Below are 22,606 nucleotides of genomic sequence, written 5' to 3'. Positions count from 1 at the left end.
GCAAGATGTCGGAGTGAGCGTGCCGAGACGAGGACAGCCCACCGGACCGACCGGGCCGGTGATCTCCCGTGCGCTCCGGCTCCTCGACGCTTTCGACGCCCAGCGCCGCGAGCTGACGCTGAGCGAACTCGCGCGTCGCGCCAACATGCCGTTGTCGACCGCACACCGGCTGATGAACGAGTTCTGCGCGTGGGGCGCCGTCGAACGCACCGAAAAAGGGCTGTACCGCATCGGCTTGCGGTTGTGGGAGCTCGGTTCGCTCGCCCCGCGTGGTCCGGGCCTGCGCGAGACCGCGCTGCCGTTCCTCGAGGACCTTTCGCTGATCACCAGGGAGAACGTGCAACTCGCCGTCCGCGAGGGCACGGAGGTCGTCTTCGTCGAACGGATCGCCGGCTCCGGCGCGGTGCCGGTGCTCACCAGGGTCGGCGGCCGGTTCGCGCTCACCGCCACCGGCGTCGGCCTGGTCCTGCTCGCCCACGCCCCCGCAGACGTGCAGGAGGAGGTGCTGGGCAGCCCGATCGACCGGTACACGCCCAGGACCGTCACCGATCCGGCGCAGCTGCGCCGGATGCTCGCCGACACCAGGTCGAACGGCTACTCGGTGAGCGACCGCCAGGTCACGATGGACTCCCTGTCAGTCGGCGCGCCGATCCGCGACCGGCAGGGCGAGGTCGTCGCCGCGGTGTCGCTGGTGGTCCGCCACGGCAGCACCACCGCGCAGGCCCTGTCCAGACTCGTCCGCACCAGCGCCCAGACGATCTCCCGCGCCCTCTCGGCGTAACGGCTTCCATTTTCCGGAAAGCCCACTGTGGACCCGGCCGTGGTCTCGGCCACGCTCGAACTCCCACCACGGAGAAGGAGCGGCCCATGACCGGCTTTCCGCGCGATCAGTGGTACGTCGCGGCGTACGGTTCAGAGATCGGGCACGACCTGTTCAGCCGCACGGTCTGCGGCGAACCGATCCTGTTCTGGCGCACCCGCGACGGAGCGGTGACCGCGATGCCGGACCGGTGCGTGCACCGCCGTTTCCCGTTGTCCCAGCCACCCTCCCGGCTGGTGGACGACCAGGTGGTCTGCGGTTATCACGGTTTCACCTACGACGCGAGTGGCCAGTGCGTCGCGGTGCCGGGGCAGACCCGCATTCCGCGCACCGCAAGGCTTGCGCCGTATCCGGTGGTCGAGCAGGACTCGTTCGTCTGGGTCTTCATCGGCGACCGGGCGAACGCCGACGCCTCCCGGATCCCCCGCGCGCCGTGGCTCGTCTCGCCGGACTACACCACCGTGTCGGGCATGGAACCGTTACGCGCCAGGTACGAACTGCTCGTCGACAACCTGCTCGACCTCTCGCACGAGACCTATCTGCACGGCGGTTACATCGGCACGCCCGAGGTCGCCTCCACCCCGATCACGACCGAGGTCGACGAGGACGCGGGCATCGTCTACGTCTCCCGGCACATGGACGACGCGGAATGCCCGCCGTTCTACTCGAAGTCGACCGGTCTGCAGGGCAGGATCGCGCGCTGGCAGGACATCGAGTACACGCCGCCGTGTCTGTACAAACTGCACAGCCGCATCGCGCCGGTCGGGTCCGTGCCCAATCCGGACGGCACCGACCCGGACGCGTTCCACGTCGAGGTCGTGTACGCGATCACGCCGGAGACCGAGCACTCGACCCACGACTTCTGGGCCGTGGCGCGGGACTTCGCCCTCGGCGACGAGGAGGTCTCGGCGTTCCTGGCCGAGAGCAACCGCACGGTGGTCCTGCAGGACGTCGAGGCGCTCGACGTGCTCGAACGGGTCATCGCGGCCGAACCGGAGGGCTACCAGGAGCTGTCGATCAACATCGACACCGGCGGGCTCGCCGCGCGGCGGATGCTCAAGAACCTGTGCGAGAAGCCGTGAACGCGCTCACCGGCAACCGGGTGTTCCGCATCCACTGGGTGCTGGGCACCGACCGGCTCCGCGCGGTGTGCCACTGCCGCGCCGAGCGCGAGTTCGAGGATCCGATCGAGCTGTGGGAGTGGCTGCACGCTCATCCCGAGGGGCATGCGCCGTGAAACTGCTCCTGGACAGCAAGGACACGATCGCGGACGGTGTGGTGCTGCTGTCGCTGCGGCACCCGGACGGTCTGCCGCTGCCCTCGTGGACGCCGGGTGCGCACGTCGACCTGGTGCTCACCGACGGACTGATTCGCCAGTACTCGCTGTGCGGCGACCCGCGCGACACCTCGGTCCTGCGGGTCGCCGTCCTCCGCGAGGAAGCCGGTCGCGGCGGCTCCCGGCACGTGCACGACGTGCTCGCCGTCGGGCAGTTGATCGAGGTGCTCGGGCCGCGCAACCACTTCCCGCTCGTCGAGGCGCCGCGCTACCTGTTCATCGCCGGTGGCATCGGCATCACCCCGATCCTGCCGATGATCGAGCAGGTCGCGGCGGCCGGCCAGGACTGGCGGCTGGTGTACGGCGGCCGGACGCTGGCCTCCATGGCGTTCCGCGCGGAGCTGGAACGGCACGGCAACGTCGAGATCCGGCCGCAGGACGAGCACGGGCTGCTCGACCTCCCCGCGTTGTTCGCCGATCTCGACGACGACACGGCGGTGTACTGCTGCGGGCCCGAACCTCTGCTGGCCGCGGTCGAGCAGCACCGCGCCACCGGCTCGCTGCACGTCGAGCGGTTCGCGCCGAAAGCCGGGGCGACCGCCGGGCCGCGCCAGGAGTTCGAGGTCGAACTGGCGCGGACCGGCGGCGTCCTGCGGGTACCGGCCGAGCGGTCGATCCTCGAGGTTCTCGAAGGATCGGGCGTGCCGGTGTTGTCGTCGTGTCAGGAAGGAACCTGCGGCACGTGCGAGACAGGGGTGCTGTCCGGTACTCCGGACCACCGCGACTCCCTGCTGACCGACGACGAGCGCCAGCAGGGCGACGTGATGATGATCTGCGTGTCCCGGGCCTGTTCCGACCGCCTGGTGCTCGATCTCTGAGAGTCAGTGCTCCAGCAGGGAGACGCTGGTGCGGTAGCCGGAGTCGCCGACGTACGGCACCGGGCGGCCGATCCCGATGGTGACGGAGACGTCCTTGCCGGTGATGTCACCGGTCGGGAAGTACCGGCTCGGGATCAGGCCGCCCGGGCACCAGCTGCGCGGGTTGCCGGTGGTGTTGTTGCGGAAGATCCCCGGGTTGCCGTCCGGGCTGTACTGCTCCAGGTTCGCGCAGTCGACCGCGGTGGAGAACGAGCCGACCCTGGTGCCGTTCACCGACACCGTGACCGTGGTGTTGGAGTACTCCTCGCCACCCGCCGCCGAGCCGTAGCCGGCGATCACCAGCGCGATGTCGCCGCGGTTGCCGGTCGCCGTGTGCTTGACCGGACCCGCGGTGACCGAGTTGGTGGTCTCCCGGACACCGGAGATCATCCCGGCGACGTCGTGGTCGCGTGCCGTCAGCGTGACGCTGGAGACGAGTGACATCGAGTACTTGAACCCGATCGCCTTGAACTCCGGGGTGACCTCGGGATGCGAGTCGCACGGATCGCCGCCGTACGGGTTGGAGCCGCCGCCGATGCCGAGGTACACGTCCTTGTCCGGGTCCGCCAGCGCGCCGGCGTACGGGCCGAGGTCGGCGTCCGGGAAGGTGTAGTTCGCCTTGGCGCCCCGCCAGTAGTTGCTGAACGGCGTGATGAAGTCCTGCAGAGTCACTCTCGGTGTGGTCGCGGTCGGGGTCGTGCCCTTCGGCACGGCGACGTAGAAGACCGTGCCGATCCGGTCGTAGTTGTCGCACTGCGCGTGATAGCTCACCCGCACCCGCAGGTCGTCACCGATCAGCGCCTTCTCCGCGTCGGTCAGCTTCCTGGCGAACTCGGTGCCGCGGTTCCACATCAGCACGCCCGCGGGCGGGGTGTAGCCGACCGGGTCGTTGCTGGTGTAGATGCCGAACTGCGGGATGTGGTCGAACACCGGGATCGTGCCGCCGCCGGGGGTGCCGCTGCTGGTGCCGTACACCTCGAACTCGTAGATCCGCGCGGCCTGGTCGGTGCTCTGGGTCGGGGTGGTGACGACGAGTTTGGCGTAGCGGGCGTTGGTCGCGGTGATCGAATGCGTCGTCGTGTTCGCGGTGTTGTTCGTGACGGACGCCTGGGTGGTCCAGGTGTTGCCGTCGGTGGACAGCTGGATGGCGAACGCCTTGGTGTTGTAGACGGCCGCCTCGCCGCCGGCACCCGCGTGCTTGACGGTGAAGCCGGTGATCGACGCGGGCAGGCCGAGGTCGACCTGGAGGTACTTGCTGCTCGCCGTCGAACACCACTTGTCGCTGTTGCCGCCGGAGACGCTGCCGTTGACGGCCTTCTCCGGACCTTCGGTGCTCGCGCACGCGGCGGAACCCGTGGCCGGTCTGTTCAACGCGAGGTTGGTGGCCGCCGCGCTCGCGGCCGGTGAGCTCGCGATCAAGGACAGGGTGAGCACGCCCAGCGACAAGATCGTTCTGGGTACTTTCGGCTGAACCGTCATGCGGACCTCGGGGAGTTGGCAGGGAAGGGTCCAGACCGATGCTGCCGAGCGTTTTCCGGTCCGGGCCAGCCCCCGTTCGTCGGCAGTGATCCACAGATGTGAACGCTCACTCCGCGTTCGATGCGATGTTCGACAAACCTTGTCAGGAAAGAAAACGTTGGGTTACGGTGCGCCGACGTACGCGTTGTTAGCGATAACAAGGACGGTCAATGAAGACAGCCCTCCGCCGCGTGGTCGTGCTGGTACTGGCGGCCGTCACCTGTGTCGCCGGCCTGCCGGTATCGCCCGCGAACGCCTCACCCGCCGTGCGGTACACCAACCCGATCGCCGAGAAGCGGGCCGACCCGCACATCTTCAAGCACACCGACGGCTTCTACTACTTCACCGCGACCGTGCCGGAGTACGACCGGATCGTCCTGCGCCGCGCGACCACGATCCAGGGCCTGGCGACGGCGCCGGAGACCGTGATCTGGCGCAAGCACTCGAGTGGTGACATGGCCGCCCACATCTGGGCGCCGGAGATCCACTTCATCAACGGCAAGTGGTACGTCTACTTCGCCGCGGGACGCAGTGACGACGTCTGGCGCATCCGGATGTGGGTGCTGGAAAGCTCCAGTGCCAACCCGCTGACCGGGACGTGGACCGAACGCGGCCGCATCACGACCCCGTGGGACACCTTCTCGCTGGACGCGTCCACGTTCGTGGCTAACGGCGTGCGGTACCTGACCTGGGCGCAACAGGAACCGGGCATCTCGACGAACTCCAACGTGTACCTCGCCCGCATGGGCGCGAACCCGTGGACGATCACCGGCACGGTGACCCGGCTGACGGTCCCCACGCTGGCCTGGGAGACCCGCGGGTTCAAGGTGGCCGAGGGCCCGACCGTCCTGCAGCGCAACGGAAAGATCTTCCTGACGTACTCCGCGAGCGCGACCGACGCGAACTACTGCCTCGGGATGTTGACCGCGTCGGCGTCGGCGAACCTGCTCGACGCGGCGTCGTGGACCAAGAGCCCCAACCCCGTGTTCACCACCAACGACGCGACCGGCCAGTACGGGCCCGGCCACAACTCGTTCACGGTGTCCGAGGACGGCCTCAGCGACGTCATGGTCTACCACGACCGCAACTACCGCGACATCAGCGGCGATCCGCTCAACGACCCGAACCGCCGCACGCGCGTGCAGAAGGTCTACTACAAGTCCGACGGCACACCGGACTTCGGCATCCCGGTGCCCGACGGCCCCACGCCGGTCCGGCTCAAGTCCTACAACCTCGCCGACCGCTTCGTGCGGCACTGGGAGTACCGGGCGAAGCTGGAGGCGGGCGTGTCCCCGTTGGCCGACTCGCAGTTCAAGCTGGTGGCCGGGCTGACCGGCACCGGCACGGTCTCCCTGGAGTCGACCAACTTCCCCGGTTACTACCTGCGCCACCGCAACAACGAACTGTGGGTCGAGCGCACCGACAACAGCACCCTGTTCCGCAACGACGCCAGCTTCTCGCAGCGCCCAGGACTCGCGGCGAGCTCGGCGGTGTCGTTCGAGTCGGTGAACTTCCCCGGCCTCTACGTCCGGCACAGCAACGGGTTGCTCAACCTGCAGGCGGTGAGCGACGCGCAGGGCCGGGCGGACGCGACGTTCGTGCTGGAGTGAGGGAAGCCGTCAGGTGGGCCTGCGAGCTGACCTGAGCCGCTCGTCGAGCATCAGTTCGACGAGCGGCCGCACGGTCACTTCGGCGGTGTGCCCACGGTAGGTCACGGCGACGGTCTTCTCGTCGCCGAGGCTCCGCAACGCGACCGCGCGCAACTCGCCCTCGTCCCACCACAGGTCGACCACCACGCCACCTCGTGCCCGCAGCCCTCGCATCACACCCGTCGGCCATGCCTTCGGTAGCGCGGGGAGCAGCCTGATTTCGCCGGTGTGGCTCTGCAGCAGCATTTCCGCGATCGCCGCGGTGGCGCCGAAGTTGCCGTCGATCTGGAACGGCGGGTGCGCGCACAACAGGTTGCGATAGACCCCTGGACCTTCCTTGGTGGCGTCGGTCAGCAACATCTGGAGCAGGGTGTGGGCGCGGTCGCCGTCGCCGAGCCTGGCCCACAGCGCGGCTTTCCAGGCCAGCGACCAGCCCGTGCCCGCGTCTCCCCTGGCGACGAGCGCGCGTTCGGCTGCCTCTGCCAGTTCCGGGGTGAGCGCGGGGTCGATCTGTTCGCCGGGGTAGAGCCCGAACAGGTGGGACAGGTGCCGGTGGTCGGGCTCGGCCTCGGGAAGCTCGTCCGCCCACTCCAGCAACTGACCGTGCGATCCGATCGGTGGCGGCGGCAACTCGGTCTCACGGACGCAGTCCACCACGTCGTCGCGAATGTTCAGGATGTTCGCGGCTTCGGAGGTTTTCGCGAACAGGTCCGCGATCAAAGCGAGGTCCATTGTGGACCCGACTCCGACCGCGACCGGCGTGCCGTCCACCAGGTAGTGGTTCTCGGGTGACGTCGACGGCGCCGTGGTGAGCACACCGTCGCGTGTGGTCAGCCAGTGCAGGCAGAACTCGGCCGCGCCGCGCAGCACCGGCCACGCGTGGTCGCGCAACCAGCCGGCGTCACCCGTGAACGCGTAGTGCTCCCACAGGTGCCGCGACAGCCACGCCGCGGCCATCGGCCAGTTCGCCCACGCCGGGTCGCCGCTCACCGGCGTGGTGAGGCACCACGGATCGGTGTTGTGATGCGCCACCCAGCCCGGCGCGCCGTACAGCGCCTTCGCCGTGGCCGCGCCGAACCCGGACAGCTTCGACACGAACTCCAGGAGCGGCTCGTGGCACTCGGGCAACCCGGTGACCTCGGCCGGCCAGTAGTTCATCTGCAGGTTGATGTTGAGCGTGTAGTTGCCGCGCCACGGCGGATCGACGTGCGGGTTCCAGACGCCCTGCAGGTTCGCGGGCAGCGTGCCGGGCCGCGAACTGGCGATCAGCAGATAGCGCCCGTACTGGAACAACAGCGCGTCCAGCGCCGGACCAGGCCGCGCGAGCCGTTCGTCGGTCGGCAGGTCCGGCGCCGGCCCCAGCTGGAGGCTCACCCGGTCGAACAACGCCTGGTGCGCCTCGACCGCCTGGTCGCGGAACGTCGCCCAGCCCAGCGCCCTGGCCCGTTCGATTCGCTCACGCGCCCGGCGGGAGCACTCGGCCGGGTCGTCCACCGGTTGGGTGCCGGGCCCGCGGTAGCCGGTCTCGGTGGCGACGTAAACCGTGTCCCCGTCCACCACGGTGACCGCCGCCCACGCCATCCCGTCCGGAACCTGCCCGCGCACGCCCACGAACTGACCGTTCTCGGTGAAGTGCTCGCCCGGCAACTGCCCGCGCAGCAGCAGGCCGACCTGAGCACCCGTCACCCGCAACGCGAGGACGTGCAACCCGGCGTGGCAGACGGCCTCTCGCCGCACCTCCGCCGCGTCCGTCCGGTACGACACCGAGTAAACGCCCGTGCGCAGGTCCAGTTCGCGCCGGTAGTCCTCGGCCTGGGCCGGGCCGCCGACGAGCATGAGGTTGGCGAGCGGCTGGTACTTCGCCGTGTCCGGGCCCTGCACCTGCCACAGCAGGTCCTCTGCCGCGCGGGGTGAGCCGGCCAGGGCGTGCGCGCGGGCCTGCGCGACCAGCTCGGGATCGCCGGACGGCGGCGGCATCGGCGACCCTGTCCACAGCCGATCGTCGTTGAGCTGCACCAGTTCGGTGTCGACGCCGCCGAAGCACATCGCGCCGAGGCGTCCGGTGCCGAGCGGCAGCGCCTCTTCCCACGCCCCGGCCGGCGCCGTGAACCACAGCCGCGTCACTTCAGCCTCCACACACCACAACCGGCCATCTCAGACGCCGCTTCCCGCGCCCCAGCCACCGCCATGACCCACCGCCACATCACGCCATCCTCCACGCTCCGCCAGGCGCCATCGACCACAACCGCGTCACCTCAGCACCCGCACGCCGTACCGAGCCAGTTCGGTCACGCCGCTGACCCGCTCCCCGCTGAGCAGATCCCGCCGCTCCCCCTCCACCACGACCTTGGCGGGCTCTGGCCGATGGTTGATCACGAACAACAACTCGCCCCGCCGCACCACCTCCACCCCGTCCGGCTGCGGCGACACCGTCACCCCGGCACCCGCGGCGATGTGCGCGAGCAGCGCCCGCATCGCCGCAGGTTCCGGCCGGGTCGCCACGTACCAGGCGGTGCCGTCGCCGAAACCGTTGCGCAGCACCACCGGTGTCCCGGCGAGCTCGCCCGAGGCCACCTCGGCGACGGCCTCGGCCGTGGTGGCGCTCAGGTCGTCGGCCCAGAAGTCGGCGGTGAACTCGCCGAGCAGCCCCGAAGTGCACGTCAGCGAACCTTGCTGGGGCAGGAACTCGTCGATCCGCAGCCCCATCACGTCCGCCAGCAGCGCCGGATAACCGCCCACCCGGACGTGGTCGTGCTCGTCGACCACGCCGGAGAAGAAGCCCATCACGAACGTGCCGCCCTCGTCCACGTAGGACGTGATGCGGTCGGCGTCGCAGGCGGTGAGCAGGTAGAGGTTCGGTGCGAGCACGACCGGGTACTGGGCCAGGTCGTCGGACGGCCGCACGAAGTCGGCGACGATGCCCAGGCGCCACAGCGGTTCGTAGAAGTCGCGCAGCCGGGCCAGCAGGTCGATCGAGGCCGGCAGGTGCGCGCCGCTGACGGCCCACCAGTTGTCCCAGTCCATCAGGATCGCGACCTGAGCCGGTACCGGCGCACCGACGACGTCCGGCAGTTCGGCCAGGTCGCGGCCGAGTGCGGTCACCTCGCGGAACACGCGGCTGTGCGGGCCGCGGTGGGGCACCATGCCGGAGTGGAACTTCTCGGCGCCCGCGCGGGAGGCTCGCCACTGGAAGAAGCACACGGCGTCGGAGCCGCGCGCAATCGCTTGCAGCGACTGGGTTCGGAGGTGACCGGGTGGGCGGCGGACGCCGTGCGAGCCGCTTGCGGACTGCTCCATCAGGAACCAGGACTTGCGTCCGGCCAGGCCGCGCATCAGGTCGTAGCTCATCGCGGTCTCGATGTGCGCGACCGGATCGGTCAGGTCGGGATACCAGTCGTGCGACACGAAGTCCTGCTCGGCCGCCGCCTGCCAGTAGTCGAGCGGGGCGAACAGGCCCATGAAGTTCGACGTGATCGGGACCCTGGGCGTGGCCGCGCGCAGAACCTCGCGCTCGGTGCGCAGGCACTGCAGCAGCGTTTCGGAGCTGAACCGCTTGAAGTCCAGCACCTGGGTGGGGTTGCGCAGGTACGGTGCCGCGCGCGGCGGCAGGATCTCCGCCCACTCGCCGTAGTGCTGGCTCCAGAACGCGGTCGCCCACGCCTCGTTCAGCGCGCCGAGCGTCTCGTACTTCTCGCACAGCCAGCGGCGGAAGTGCTGCGCGGTCCCGTCGCAGTAGCAGACCTCGCAGTACTCGTTGTTGACGTGCCACAGTTTCAGCGCCGGATGCTCGCCGTAGCGGCGGGCCAGCGCCGTGACGATGGCGCGGGCGTAGTGGCGGTAGACCGGGGACGAAGGGCAGTAGTGGTTGCGGGAACCGTGCGACATCCGCACCCCGTCGGCCGTCACCATCAGCGTGTCCGGGTGGCGCAGGCTCATCCACGGCGGCGGTGACGCCGTCGGGGTCGCCAGGCTCACGCCGATCTCGTTCTCGTGCAACAGGTCCAGCACCCGGTCGAGCCAGTCGAAGTCGAACACGCCGGGTGCCGGTTCCAGCCTGCCCCAGGAGAACACGCCCACGGTCACCAGGTTGACCCCGGCCTCCCGCATGAGCGCGACGTCCTCGAGCCACACCGCCTCCGGCCACTGCTCCGGGTTGTAGTCGCCTCCGTACACGAGACGGCCGCGGGTGACGTCGGACAGCTCAGGCATGTGTCATCCCTTGATGGCGCCGAGGATGACGCCCTTGGTGAAGTGCTTCTGCACGAACGGGTACACGAACAGCACCGGCACGACGGCGATGACGACCACCGCCATCTTCACCGCCAGGGTCGGCAGCGGCGCGACGCCCTCGATCACCGACTGCCCGCTGGTGCCGGGAATCGGCTGGCCCTGCAGGACGTACTGCCTCAGCACCAGCTGGATCGGCCACTTCTCCGGCGTGTTGAGGTAGAGGAAGGCGTTGAAGAACGCGTTCCAGTAACCGACCGCGTAGAACAGCGCGATCACCGCGGTGACGGCCTTGGACAACGGCAGCACGATCCGGGTCAGGATGCCGAACTCCGAGGCCCCGTCGATGCGGGCGCTGTCCACCAGGTCCTGCGGGATGTTCATGAAGAACGACCGCAGCACCACGAGGTTGAAGGCGGCCACCGCGCCGGGCAGTACCAGTGCCGCATAGGTGTCGAGCAGGCCGAGTGAGCTCACCAGCAGGTAGGTCGGGATCATGCCCGGCCCGAACAGGAACGTCAGCAGCACCACGAACAGCAGCGGCCGGTGCGCGAACGAGCCCGGCCGCGACAACCCGTAGGCGGCGAGCAACGTCAGCACCGTGCTGAAGAGCGTGCCGAACACCGCGAGCCCGGTGCTGACCAGCACCGCCCTGCTCACCACGCCGCCGGAGAGCAGTTCGGCGTAGGCGGCGAGGCTGAACCCGTCCGGGACCATCACCAGCCCGCCCGCCTTCGTGATGGCGGCCTGCGGCGAGATGCTCGTCAGCACCACCACGTACAACGGGAAGAGCACGGCCAGCACCACGACCGCGACGACCACACCCTTGGCTGCGCGCCCGAACAACGTCGGCTCCTCGTCCCACAACGGACGGCGCCGCACGGCCACAACGGTCATTTCTGGTACACCCCCTGCTGGCCGAACACGTGCGCGAGCCGGTTGGCCCCCAGCACGAGCAGCAATCCGACGACGCCCTTCACCAGCCCGGCGGCGGCCGCATAGGACCAGTCGTTGTTCACCACGCCGGTGAAGTACACGTAGGTGTCGAGCACCTCGGCCGTGTTCGCGCCCACCGCGTCGCGTTGCAGCAGGAACTGCTCGAAGCCGACCGACAGCGCGTCACCGAGCCGCAGGATGAGCAACAGCACGATCACCGGCACCAGCGCGGGCAACGTGACGTGCCAGAGCCGGCGCCACTTCCCCGCCCCGTCGACCGCGGCGGCCTCGTACAGACTGGTGTCCACAGTGGACAACGCGGCGAGGAAGATGATCGTGCCCCAGCCCGCGTCCTTCCACACCGACTCCAACGTGACCAGGCCGAGGAACAGGTCCGGGTTGTTCATGATGTCGACCGTCTGCGCGCCGTGGTCGCGCAGGAAGGTGTTGATCGCCCCGGTGCCGCCGAACATCTGCTGGAACAGCGTGATCACCAGCACCCACGAGAAGAAGTGCGGCAGGTACACCACGCTCTGGATGAACATCCGCAGCCGTGCGCTGAGCAGGCTGTTGAGCAGCAGCGCCAGCAGGATCGGGATCGGGAAGTAGAACACCAGCTGGAACAACGTGATCGTGACGGTGTTGAGCGCCGCCTGCCAGAACCCGGGGTCGGTGAAGATCCGCTCGAAGTTGTACAGGCCGATGAACGGGCTCGCCAGGATCCCGGTGTACGGCGAGTAGTTCTGGAACGCGATCACGTTGCCCAGCAACGGGACGTAGTGGAACACCAGGTACAGCAAGATCGCGGGCGCCACCATCGCGAGCAGAGGCCAGTCGCGCCTGAGCCGGCGCCGCCACGCCTTCTCCCGACGGGGCGCGACCGGCGTCTCCACCGCTGCCGACAGACGGGTGAGCAGGTCAGCGGCCGGCATCGGCGAGGACCTTCAGGTGGAACTCGCGCAGCTTGTCGCCACCCTTGCGCCGCCACTCGTCGGCCAGCTTCGTCACGTCCTCGACCGGAGTGCGGCCGAAGATGATGTCGAAGGTCTTGTCCTGGAACTCCTGGCCCATCTTCGAGAACTCGGCCGGCTCGTCGACCTTGAGACCGAACTCCAGCGGCTTGATCTGGTGCGCGTACGTGTCGGCGTACCAGGCGTGCGAGGCCTTCACGAAGTCCGGGTACGCGGGGTTCGTGACGATGGGCGGTGGCCCGGCGAAGAACCCGTAGGTCAGCGTGATCTCCTTGCGCCCCAGGTCGTTGAGCTGCGGCTCGCCCTTGGCGTCACGCGTGCTGTGCGTGCCCTCGGTGCCGTAGTTGATCAGGTGGTACTCCTGCGTGCCGATCGGGCTCGCCGCGAAGTTCATGATGCGCAGCAGTTCCTCGATCCGGTCCTTCGACAGGTCCTTGCGGAACATCGTGATCATGCTGGTGGGCGTGGAGATCGGGTACGTCGGCTTGCCGCCGTCGTGGTTGAACAACGGCATGGCCGCCATGTCGAACTTCGGGTTCGACGGGCGTTGCGCGGCCAGCGCTTCCTTCCACGCGCCGACGCCGTCCTGGACGATCAGCATCTGGCCGCTCGCGAAGAGCTCCTTGTGCTTGCTGGTGCCGGAGAGGGCGCCCGCCACGTAGTCGGGGTGGGCGTAGCCGGCGGCGCACAGCGATCGGGTGAACTTCACCGCCTCGACGTAGGCTTCCGTCTCCAGCTGGTTGACCAGTTTGCCGGACGAGTCACGGCTCCAGTCGCCCTTGCCGCCGAACATCCGAATCATGGCGCGGAAGATGTCCCCGAGAGCCCACCGCTTCGCCGCCGGATCGGTGATCTTCTTGCACAGCTGCTCGAACTCGGCGGCCGACTTCGGCGGTGCGACGCCGAGCTGCTCGAAGATGTCCTTGCGGTAGAAGATGGTCTCCGGGAAGGGCGAGCCGGGGTACGGCACGCCGTAGAGCCGCTTGTTGAAGGCGCAGCCCAGCCAGCTGTCGGTGGCGATGTTCGCGAGCATCGGGTACTTGCGCACCTCGTCGCCCTTGAGGAGGTCGGTGAGGTCGGCGAACACGCTGCCGACGCCCTCGGTGAAGCGGGCGGGGACGGTGAACGAGGGCATGACGACGATCTCCGGCACCTGCTTGGCGGCCATCATGGCGCTGAGCTTCTGCTGGTAGTCGTTACCGCTGACCTGTTCGAACTTGATCGTAGCGCCGAGCTTCGCGTTGACCGCGTCGTAGTAGGCGTTCTGCCCCAGACCTGGTGGCACGGGCCAGAACGACGGCGTCATCGCGGTGAGCTGCCCACCGGTGCCGGGCTTGTCCTTGATCGCCTCGACCAGCTGGGCCGGGTACTTCAGGTACGCGGCCGGCGATCCGTTCACCCCGGCGAGGTCCGGTTTCACGAAGTCCACCGGGATGTGGGCGGGCAGCACGCCCGCGAGCTCAGAGCCCCCGAGCGCGGTGCCGGTCTGCGGGGCGGACGGTGTGCCGCACGCGGTCACCGCGCCGCCGAACGTCGTCGCGAGCACGCCCGCACCGACCAAGCCGAGAAATCCTCTGCGGTCTAAGCCCGTGCTGTCAGATCCACCAGCCACGTCAAAGCTCCTTCGCGCCACTTCACCAGGGGATTCGATTGAGGTGCACTGTCGAAGCGTTTCGACAGCAGTCCGGCAGGTCCCGCGAGGGGTCCTGCGGTGGTCTCAGGCGCGACGCAGGCGCGGGGCCGTGCTCGCGCGGCCGGAGAGCTTCGGCGGCAGCAGGGTCAGCGGTGCCGTCGGATGGCCGTTCAGCCGGGCGACGAGCAGTTCCATCGCCTGGCGGCCCAGCTCCTCCGCCGGCAGCTGCACCGAGGTCAGCTGCATCTGTTCCGCGAGCTCGTCCGGGCAGATCGCCACGACGGCCACGTCGTCCGGCACCCGGCGGCCCAGTGCGCGCAGGCTTCCGGCGACCCAGCCGAGCGCCGCCTCGTTGTGCACGACGAGCGCGGTCATCGCCGGTTGGGTGCGCAGCAACGAGCGCACGGACACCAGCACCGACTCGTAGTCGTCCTCGGCGGGCAACGCCGTCGAGGCGATCCCCCGCCGCATCGCCGCCGCGCCGAACCCGGCCATCGTGCGTTGCGCGTAGCCGGTGTTGCGCTGGTACACGACGCTCGGCGCGCCGAGGAACCCGATGTAGCGGTGACCGAGGTCGGCCAGGTGGTCGACGCAGCGCGCGCCGGCGGCCTCGAAGTCGAGGTCCACACAGGTCAGTCCCTTGACCGCGGCCGGGCGTCCGATGAGGACGGACGGCTGTGCCATCTGCCGCAGCAGCGGCACGCGGTCGTCGTCGAGTTCCACGTCCATCACCAGGAAGCCGTCGACCTGGGCGCTACCCGCGACTCTGCGCAGGCCCTGCGCGCCCTGGTCCGCCGTCACCAGCAGGACGTCCATGTCGTGCCTGCGGGCGGTGGTGACCGCCGCCGTCACGAACCGCATCAGCACGGGGAGGTGCACGCCGGGACGCAGCGGTAGCACCAGCGCCACCACGTTCGCCCGGCTCGTCGCGAGGGCCCTGGCCCCGGCGTGCGGGTGGTAACCCAGCAGCCGGATGCTTTCCCTGACCTTGGTGCGGGTCTGCGGCGAGATCGACCGCTTGCCCGTCAGCACGTAGGAGACGGTGCTCGGCGCGACGCCGGCATGCCTCGCCACATCCGCGATGGTGACCACGTTGGCACCTCCGAGTGTTGAAGCGTTTCGACAAGATAACCGGTGGAGCATGGGAACGTTCACATTCACGATTGACAGTCGAGATCCAGGCTCGCGAGCCGGATCCCCGGGGCGCTGAACACGACAACGACGTCGCGCACGCCCGAATCCAAAGCCAACGGCACGCGCACGTCGCGCCAGGAATCCCGGCCGGAATCCGCCGGAACTGTGAACGTGCACAACATCTGTCCGCGTTCGTGGTGACCGAGCCGCAGCTCGACCTCCCCCGCGGCACCGGCCAGCCGGGCGGTGGCGTGCGTGACGTCCTCGTCGACCCGCACGTCACCCAGCAGGATCCAGCCGCCGGCCTCGGTGCTCTCGACGACGGTGCCGCTCTCCCTGGTCTCGTCCGCGAGGGTGACCCCGGCGCAGTCGTCGAAGCGTTCCGCGCGCATCTGCCTGCCACGCAGGGGGATGCCCTCGCCGATCACCAGCACCTCGGCCCGTGACCGCCGGACGGACGACGATCCGGCCCACAGGTCGTGCACCGAGGTTTCGACGACCCGCTGGTCGCCGATCACGTCCCAGTGCCAGAAGTCCGTGCCGTGCAACGAGAACCGGACGATCCGACTCTCCCCCGGCGCCAGTTCCACCCGCCGGAAGGCGAGCAGGCGGCGCAACGGCTGCGCGACCCGCGACTCCCCCTGCCTGCCGTACAGCTGCACCACTTCGGCGCCTGGACGGTCACCGATGTTGGTGATCTCGACCGATGCCTCGAACCGCTCGTCGTGGCGCACCGAGCCTGTTGAGACGGTGAGCGGGCCGTAGGAGAACTCGGTGTAGCTCAGCCCGTGCCCGAACTCGTAGAGCGGATCGCCCTCGAAGTACAGGTAGGTGCCGCGCGCCCGGATGATGTCGTAGTCGAGCAGGTCCGGCAGCGCTTCGGCACCGCGATACCAGGTCTGGGTGAGCTTGCCGGACGGCGTGACCTCGCCGAAGACGACCTCGGCCAGCGCCCGGCCGAGCTCCTGGCCGCCGTGCGACGTCCAGAGGATCGCGGGGACGTTTTCGTCCTCCCACACCAGCGCGTACGGGTAGCTGCTGACGACGACCAGCACGGTGCGCGGGTTGACCTGCCGGACGGCGCGCACCAGCTCGGCCTGCCGCGGCGGCAGGTCGAGGCCGGTGCGGTCCTGGGTCTCGCGGCCGTTGATGTGCGGGTCGTTGCCCACGACGACGATCGCGGTCTCCGCCGCCGCGGCCAGCGCGACGGCCTGGGCGAGCCCGGAGCGGTCGACCTCCAGCCGCCACCGCGTCGCCTCGTTCTTGTTGGCGACGAACACGACGCTCTCGCCGCGCACGGCCACGTACTGGTCGAGCACCGTGTTGCGCAGCAGGCAGGTGCCCGCGGTCGGCCGGACGATCTCGAACAGTTCGCGGACGTCCCATTCGCCCGGCATGATCCGTTCGGTGACGAGCGCGCCCTCCGGCGTCGCGGCCACGTACTTGCCGGTCAGGACGCTGCGCAGGGTGACCACGCCGTCGCCCCACTCGGCCAGGTCGAAGGCGCCGGCGTCGCTCCAGTGCTCCGCCAGCCCGATCGGTCCGTCCAGCGACGCGGCGAGGAACCGGCCGCCCTCGGTGATCAGGGAGATCCGGTCGAGGCCCTCGGCGAACGTCGTCTCACCGCCGTGCAGCTCGGTGAGGCCGGCCAGCGGGGTGACCGCGTACGGCAGGGTGCCGCTGTACCAGTCCTCGAACAGCACGTCCGCGTGCGTCCCGATGACGGCGAGCTTCCCCTCATCGCGCGGGTCGAGCGGCAGCAGGTCGTCGTTCTTGAGCAGCACGATCGACTGCCGGGCCGCTTCGAGCGCGAGCACGCGGTGTTCCGGCGCGTCGATCACCTCCTCGGTGATCGCCGCGTACGGGTTGAGCTCCGGCGGGTCGAACTCGCCGAGCCGCATCCGCAGCGTCAGCAGCCGGGTGACCGCGCGGTCGACGTGCTCCTCGGTGATCAGCCCGCGTTCCAGCGCCTCGGTGACGCGCGCGATCGTGGCCGCGGGATCCGCGTCGTGGTCGGTGAAGCTGTCGACGCCCGCCCGCAGCAGGGCGGCGTGCCCGGCGGCGTGGTCCTCGTAGTAGCCCTGCAGGCCGGCCACGTTCGACGGCGCCCAGGCGTCGCTGACGACCGCGATCTCGTCGTCCGTCCAGCTCCGCAGGTGTTCCCCGATGTGCGGCGTCAGGTGTGCGGGCCTGCCGTTGACGAGGTTGTACGACGGCATGACGGCCACCGCCGCGCCCGCCTCGATCGGACCGCGGAAGCAGGGGAACTCGTACTCGTGCAGCACGCGGTCCCGCATCGCCGACGACGTGGTGCACCGGTCGGTTTCGTTGTTGTACCCCAGGAAGTGCTTCAACGTCGGCGCGGTCTTGAGGTACACCGGGTGGTCGCCGCGCAGTCCGTGCGCGTACGCCGTGCCCATCACCGACGTGAGCAACGGGTCCTCGGAGTAGCCCTCCTCGTTGCGGCCCCAGCGCGGGTCGCGCAGCGGGTTCACCACCGGCGCCCACACGTTGAGGCCGTGCGCCACCGGGTCCTTGTGGTGGAAGCCGCGCGCCTCGGTCCCCGTCACGTCGCCGACCGCCCTGACCAGGTCCGGATTCCACGTGCTGGCCAGGCCGACGGCCTGCGGGAACACGGTCGCCCGGCCCAGCCACGCGACGCCGTGCAACGCCTCGGTACCGGTGCGGAACCCCCCGATCCCGAGCCTCGGCACCGCGGGCTGCCACTGGTGCAGCAGCGCGACCTTCTCGGCGGCCGTCAGCCGCTCCACCAGGTCGGCGACCCGCTGCCGCAACGGCAGGTCCCGATTCTGGAAAGGTAGTTCCCCATTGGGTTTCTCGATGCTCAAGGCACGCCCTTCTTGGTCACCGAGGTTGAATCGAATCGCTTCGACCGGACGACGTGAACGTGGCACGGCTCACAGCGGCCGTCAAGCAATCGTCGCCCGATTCGACTTGTTCGACATTTTTTCCGTCGAATGACCAAGTTCGATTCGACAATTCGATGGGAAAACGCTTTCCGCGTTACCTGCCAACGCTTTTGGACTCTTGCGTGACGTGTTGAGACGGTTCATCGTAGCCGCCGTGGATCTGCGACGAAGCGTTGTGCTCCCGTTGGTGGCCGCCGTCGTCCTCACCGGACAGCTGCCTGCTGCCGCCCATCCCTCGCGCGATGAGCACCTGGATCGCGGACTCGTCGCGGCCACCACCGGCAGCGGTGTGCACCTGAGCTGGCGCCTGCTCGGCCGGGAAGCCACCGGCGCGACCGCCACCGGACTCGACGGACCCGATTTCGCCGTCTACCGCAACGGAAAGCGCATCGCGACCGTCACCGACAGCACCACCTACGTCGACACCGGCGCACCGGCTGGAGCGAGGTACCAGGTCGCTCCCGTGCGACGCGGCGTCGCGCTCGGGCGGAGCAAAGCCGTGACGCCGTGGGCGGAATCGCATCACGACCTGCCGCTGCGCAAGCCCGCGGACGGTGTGACGCCGGCCGGTGAGCGCTACACCTACTCCGCCAACGATGTCAGCGTGGGCGATGTGGACGGTGACGGCCAGTACGAGTACGTCGTCAAGTGGGATCCCAGCAATTCCAAGGACGTCTCGCAGGTCGGCTACACCGGGCCGGTGTACCTCGACACGTACCGCCTCGACGGCACGTTCCTGCACCGGATCGACCTCGGCGTGAACATCCGTGCTGGCGCGCACTACACCCAGTTCCTCGTCTACGACTTCGACGGCGACGGCCGCGCGGAGCTGATGACCAAGACCGCGCCGGGCACGCGCGACGGCCGCGGCCGGTACGTCACGATGCCGCGCGAGGACGTGCGCGCCGGGTACCGGAACACCGACGACTACCGGCTGAGCGCCGAGGGCTATCGTCAGCACCTCGTCGACGTGTTCCGCGGCTGGGACAAGCATCCCGAGGTCGTCGCCGGACGATGGCCCAAGACGCTGGAGCAGGCGTTCGGCCTCGAACCGCGCTACGCCTACCCGTTGTCCACAGAGGACGCTTCGGCCCTGGTGGACCACTTCATGGACGTCTACGCGCCGTCCCGCAGCGCCAACAACAAACTGCGCCAGTTCGCCGGGTTCATCGTGGACGGCCCGGAGTACCTGACGGTGTTCGACGGCGCCACCGGCCGCGAGCTGCAGACCGTCCGCTACGAACCCGGCCGGTCCGACGACGGGCTGATGTGGGGCGACTACGCCATGCCCCGCATCGAACCGGGCAACCGCGTGGACCGTTTCCTGTCCGGAGTCGCCTATCTGGACGGGAAACGCCCGTCCGCGATCTTCGCCCGCGGTTACTACACCCGCTCCACCGTCGCGACCTACGACTGGGACGGCCGGAAGCTGAAGAAGCGCTGGCTCGTCGACAGCGGCTGGGTACCGATGACGAACCCGTTCAACGACGCCCCGCACGGCCGTGACGGCACGAACCCGAGCCACGCCGCACTCACCACGCAGGGCGCGCACTCGCTGAGCGTCGCCGACGTGGACGCCGACGGCCGGCAGGAGATCATCTACGGCGGCGCGACCCTCGACGACGACGGCTCGCTGAAGTACAGCTCCACCGGCGTGCTGCCACCGGGCAGCGTGAATCCGGGTGCCGCGGTTCGGGTCGGGCACGGTGACGCCCTGCATGTCACCGACATCGACCCGAACCGCCCCGGCCTCGAGATCTACATGGTCCACGAGGGCGCCCGCTATGCCCCGTACGGCTACGCGCTGCGCGACGCCCGCACCGGTCAGACGGTCTACGGCGCCTACTCCGGTATGGACACCGGCCGGGGCATGATCGGCGACGTCCGACCCGACGTGCCCGGCATCGAGACGTGGTCGTCCATGCCGAGCGGCTCGGACTCCAGCGGCCTCTGGAGCGCGGACGGCCGCCGGCTCGAAACCCGTTCTCCCGGCACGAACATGAGCATCCGCTGGGCCGGCGACCTCACCACGCAGATCGTGAACGGCGCCCAGGACGTGACCCCGACCATCGACGACTGGCGCCGCGGCACGTTGCTGACGGCCACCGGAACCCGGACCAACAACGGCACCAAGGGCACCCCGTCTCTCGTGGCCGATGTCTTCGGCGACTGGCGTGAGGAACTCGTGGTGCGGACGCAGGACAGCTCGGCGTTGCGGTTCTACCTCAGCACCGAACCGACGAACCACAAGATGTACACGCTCATGCACGACCGTCAGTACCGCGTCGAGGTCGCCCGCCAGCAGACCACCTACAACCAGCCGTCGTACCCGAGCTTCTACCTCGCTTCCGACGTCGACTGGTCGCGCGTTCCCCTGCCCTCGCACCGATTGGTCGCACCATGAAACTCCTGGTCGCCGCAACCGTTCTCGTCAGCAGCGTCGTCATCACGCCCGCGGCCTCCGCCGCGAGCGTGCCCACCGATCCGAACGTCAGGTACTTCGGCCGCTGGAACACGAGCACGTCGAGCGCCTACGTCTCCGAGTGGGCCGGCGCCTACCTCGTCGTGGGCTTCACCGGCCGGACGGTGAAGCTGAAGCAGCGCCGCACCATCGACTTCTTCGTCAGCATCGACGGCGGCCCCGACGTGTCGTACGTGAACCGCAGCGGCACGGTCGACCTCACCCCGACGCCGCTGGCCGCGGGCAACCACACCCTGCGCGTGTCCTACCGCCCGATCGCGGGTTCGTACAAGGGCGACGCGGTGTACCAGGGCATCGAACTCGACTCCGGCGCGCGGACGTTCGCCCCCACCGTGCCCTCGAAGATCATCGAGTTCGTCGGCGACTCCATCACCGTGGGCCAGCAGTCGTCCAAGCAGGCGCTGACCGCGTACGGCTGGCTCACCGGCGAGAAGCTCAAGACCGGCCACACCCAGATCGCGGTGGGCGGCGCGTGCCTGCACCCGGCCGCCGACGGTTGTCTGAGCATGCGGGAGGGCTTCCTGCGGACAGGTCTCGCCACGACCGCACCCGCGTGGAACTTCGGCCGGTACCGGGCGAACGCCGTCGTGATCAACCTCGGCACCAACGACGTCGGGCACAGCGTGACCAAGGACCAGTTCCGCGCCTCCTACGTCACCCTGCTGCAGCGCGCCCGCGAGAAGTACCCGACCGCGGCGATCTTCGCGCTGGGCACGTTCCGCAAGCGGTACCTTCCGGAGACCCAGGCGGCGGTCAAGACGCTCACCGACGGAGGCGACCGCAACGTGTACTTCGTGAACACCGAGGGCTGGATCAACGAGGCCACCGACACGACCGACAACGTGCACCCCAACGACCAGGGCCACCGCAAGATCGCCGACCGCCTCGCCCCGATCGTCGCAGCCAAGATCTAACCCCTGACGGGATAGGCCATGAACGGCGCTTTCGTGGACCTGGGGTCCACGAAAGCGCCGTTCATGGCCAGCTCTAGCCGAACCTGCGTAGAGGAGACATCGCGTGCCCGTCGTCGACATGCCCGAGGAAGACCTGCTCCTGCACCGCGTCACGACCCCGGAGCCGGCCGATCTCGACGCCTGGTGGGCCACCCAGCTCGCCAAGACCACGGCCGACGCGGCACCCGCCGTGCTGACGCCGCACGAGCCCGAGCTCTACCGGCCCCTGTCGGTCTACGACGTGGAGTTCTCCGGCGCGCACGGCCACCGGGTGCGCGGCTGGTACCTGCGGCCGCCCGGCGACGAACCGCTGCCCGTGGTCGTGACGTACATCGGCTACGGCGGCGGCCGCGGCCTGCCCGCCCACCACACGCTGCTGCCGAGCCTCGGGTTCGCGAACTTCGTGATGGACAGCCGGGGTCAGGGCGGCCGGTGGTCGGTGGGCGCCACCGCCGACGCGGGCGCGGGCACCGGTCCCGAGCACCCCGGCGTGATGACCAGGGGCATCTCCAGCCCGGACGACTACTACTTCACCCGGCTCTACCTCGACGCGGCGCGGGCCGTGGACGTCGTGGCCGAACTGCCCGGCGCCGACCCGGCTCGCATCGCCGTGTCCGGTGGCAGTCAGGGCGGCGCGCTCGCCCTGGCCGCCGCGGCGTTGCGAGCCGACAAGGTCCGGGTGTGTCATTCGGACGTGCCGTTCCTGTGCGACCTGCACCGCGCGATCAGGATCGGCGGCACTCCGCCGTACACCGAGATCAGCGACTTCCTGGCACAGCACGACGCACTCGTGCCCGCCGCCCTGGAGACGTTGCGCTACATCGACTGCGCGCTGCTGGCGCGGCGGATCACCGCCCAGACCCTGTTCAGCGTCGGGCTGATGGACGAGACGTGCCCACCGTCCACTGTGTACGCCGCGTACCACGAGGTCCGCGCGCCCAAGCAGATCACGGTGTCGCCGTTCGGCAAGCACACCACGCCCACCAGCCACGTCGAGACGCAGCTACGTCACCTGCGCGAGCACCTCTGACCCCGCCTCACGTTGGCCATGGGGGGCACATTCATGGACCTCACGTCCATGAATGTGCCCCCCATGGCAAGGCGCGGGCAAGCGAGCAGCGCGGTTACAGGGTGACGGGCTTGCCGCCGAGGGTCACGCG

The 22,606-nt window shown here is 69.2% G+C and carries 16 protein-coding genes; 8 read left to right on the top strand and 8 right to left on the bottom strand.

The genetic code is table 11. The features are described 5' to 3' along the window. Nucleotides 1-19: 19 nt before the first annotated feature. The 4 genes from B0F77_RS18005 (at nt 20) to B0F77_RS17990 (ending at nt 2,974) form a co-directional block, all read left to right on the top strand. A complete protein-coding gene (locus B0F77_RS18005; protein WP_245848352.1) occupies nt 20-781 on the top strand; it encodes an IclR family transcriptional regulator in 762 nt (253 codons plus the stop codon). Nucleotides 782-867: 86 nt separating this feature from the next. Next, entirely contained in the window at nt 868-1,902 is a 1,035-nt protein-coding gene (locus tag B0F77_RS18000; protein WP_086664073.1) for an aromatic ring-hydroxylating oxygenase subunit alpha, read from the top strand. Next, on the top strand, nt 1,899-2,057 hold the full coding sequence (locus B0F77_RS17995) for a hypothetical protein (RefSeq protein WP_086664072.1): 159 nt from the start codon (nt 1,899-1,901) through the stop codon (nt 2,055-2,057). The genes B0F77_RS18000 and B0F77_RS17995 overlap by 4 nt, the downstream gene beginning before the upstream one ends. Beyond that, nucleotides 2,054-2,974 (top strand): PDR/VanB family oxidoreductase, encoded by a 921-nt coding sequence (locus tag B0F77_RS17990; protein ID WP_086664071.1) that lies wholly within the window; start codon nt 2,054-2,056, stop codon nt 2,972-2,974. The genes B0F77_RS17995 and B0F77_RS17990 overlap by 4 nt, the downstream gene beginning before the upstream one ends. A gap of 3 nt (nt 2,975-2,977) precedes the next feature. Here B0F77_RS17990 and B0F77_RS17985 read toward each other — a convergent pair whose 3' ends face one another. Beyond that, nucleotides 2,978-4,447, bottom strand: a complete 1,470-nt coding sequence (locus B0F77_RS17985) for a discoidin domain-containing protein (protein ID WP_211293849.1) — start codon at nt 4,445-4,447, stop codon at nt 2,978-2,980. A gap of 254 nt (nt 4,448-4,701) precedes the next feature. Between B0F77_RS17985 and B0F77_RS17980 the strand changes: the two genes are divergently transcribed. After that, a complete protein-coding gene (locus B0F77_RS17980) occupies nt 4,702-6,141 on the top strand; it encodes a family 43 glycosylhydrolase (protein WP_086664069.1) in 1,440 nt (479 codons plus the stop codon). Between the two features lie 9 nt (nt 6,142-6,150). On the opposite strand, the gene B0F77_RS17975 is transcribed toward B0F77_RS17980, so the two are convergent. The 7 genes from B0F77_RS17975 to B0F77_RS17945 form a co-directional block, all read right to left on the bottom strand. Further along, nucleotides 6,151-8,304 (bottom strand): glycoside hydrolase family 95 protein, encoded by a 2,154-nt coding sequence (locus B0F77_RS17975; protein ID WP_158102735.1) that lies wholly within the window; start codon nt 8,302-8,304, stop codon nt 6,151-6,153. Nucleotides 8,305-8,430: 126 nt separating this feature from the next. Next, entirely contained in the window at nt 8,431-10,389 is a 1,959-nt protein-coding gene (locus B0F77_RS17970) for a beta-galactosidase (RefSeq protein ID WP_086664067.1), read from the bottom strand. Nucleotides 10,390-10,392: 3 nt separating this feature from the next. After that, entirely contained in the window at nt 10,393-11,304 is a 912-nt protein-coding gene (locus B0F77_RS17965; protein WP_086664066.1) for a carbohydrate ABC transporter permease, read from the bottom strand. Further along, nucleotides 11,301-12,275, bottom strand: coding sequence for an ABC transporter permease (locus B0F77_RS17960; RefSeq protein WP_086664065.1), 975 nt, complete (start codon nt 12,273-12,275; stop codon nt 11,301-11,303). Before B0F77_RS17960 ends, B0F77_RS17965 begins: the two co-directional genes overlap by 4 nt. Further along, on the bottom strand, nt 12,262-13,926 hold the full coding sequence (locus B0F77_RS17955; RefSeq protein WP_086664064.1) for an extracellular solute-binding protein: 1,665 nt from the start codon (nt 13,924-13,926) through the stop codon (nt 12,262-12,264). The genes B0F77_RS17960 and B0F77_RS17955 overlap by 14 nt, the downstream gene beginning before the upstream one ends. A gap of 105 nt (nt 13,927-14,031) precedes the next feature. Next, entirely contained in the window at nt 14,032-15,039 is a 1,008-nt protein-coding gene (locus B0F77_RS17950; protein WP_086664063.1) for a LacI family DNA-binding transcriptional regulator, read from the bottom strand. 65 nt (nt 15,040-15,104) lie between these two features. Next, nucleotides 15,105-17,930 carry a glycoside hydrolase family 3 C-terminal domain-containing protein gene (locus B0F77_RS17945; protein WP_086664062.1) on the bottom strand — a complete coding sequence of 942 codons (2,826 nt, stop codon included), beginning with the start codon at nt 17,928-17,930 and terminating at the stop codon, nt 15,105-15,107. Between the two features lie 235 nt (nt 17,931-18,165). Between B0F77_RS17945 and B0F77_RS17940 the strand changes: the two genes are divergently transcribed. The 3 genes from B0F77_RS17940 (at nt 18,166) to B0F77_RS17930 (ending at nt 22,476) form a co-directional block, all read left to right on the top strand. Further along, the gene (locus B0F77_RS17940; protein ID WP_211293848.1) at nt 18,166-20,415 is read left to right on the top strand and encodes a rhamnogalacturonan lyase; all 2,250 of its coding nucleotides are present in this window, start codon (nt 18,166-18,168) and stop codon (nt 20,413-20,415) included. Beyond that, the gene (locus B0F77_RS17935; protein WP_086664060.1) at nt 20,412-21,407 is read left to right on the top strand and encodes an SGNH/GDSL hydrolase family protein; all 996 of its coding nucleotides are present in this window, start codon (nt 20,412-20,414) and stop codon (nt 21,405-21,407) included. Before B0F77_RS17940 ends, B0F77_RS17935 begins: the two co-directional genes overlap by 4 nt. A gap of 103 nt (nt 21,408-21,510) precedes the next feature. Next, complete coding sequence (locus B0F77_RS17930) at nt 21,511-22,476, top strand: acetylxylan esterase (RefSeq protein WP_086664059.1); 966 nt, start codon at nt 21,511-21,513, stop codon at nt 22,474-22,476. Nucleotides 22,477-22,606: the final 130 nt, after the last annotated feature.

Origin of the sequence: Lentzea kentuckyensis, from assembly GCF_002150765.1 — a bacterium.
GTDB classification, from domain to species: domain Bacteria; phylum Actinomycetota; class Actinomycetes; order Mycobacteriales; family Pseudonocardiaceae; genus Lentzea; species Lentzea kentuckyensis.
The sequence above is the reverse complement of the archived record's forward strand: the minus strand, read 5'-3'. Positions and strand labels throughout refer to the sequence as shown.

Bases quoted from the DNA above. Each gene is read 5' to 3' on its own strand.
- B0F77_RS18000 (WP_086664073.1), top strand. From the start codon at position 868: ATGACCGGCTTTCCGCGCGATCAGTGGTACGTCGCGGCGTACGGTTCA.
- B0F77_RS17980 (WP_086664069.1), top strand. From the start codon at position 4,702: ATGAAGACAGCCCTCCGCCGCGTGGTCGTGCTGGTACTGGCGGCCGTC.
- B0F77_RS17970 (WP_086664067.1), bottom strand. From the start codon at position 10,389: ATGCCTGAGCTGTCCGACGTCACCCGCGGCCGTCTCGTGTACGGAGGC.
- B0F77_RS17965 (WP_086664066.1), bottom strand. From the start codon at position 11,304: ATGACCGTTGTGGCCGTGCGGCGCCGTCCGTTGTGGGACGAGGAGCCG.
- B0F77_RS17960 (WP_086664065.1), bottom strand. From the start codon at position 12,275: ATGCCGGCCGCTGACCTGCTCACCCGTCTGTCGGCAGCGGTGGAGACG.
- B0F77_RS17935 (WP_086664060.1), top strand. From the start codon at position 20,412: ATGAAACTCCTGGTCGCCGCAACCGTTCTCGTCAGCAGCGTCGTCATC.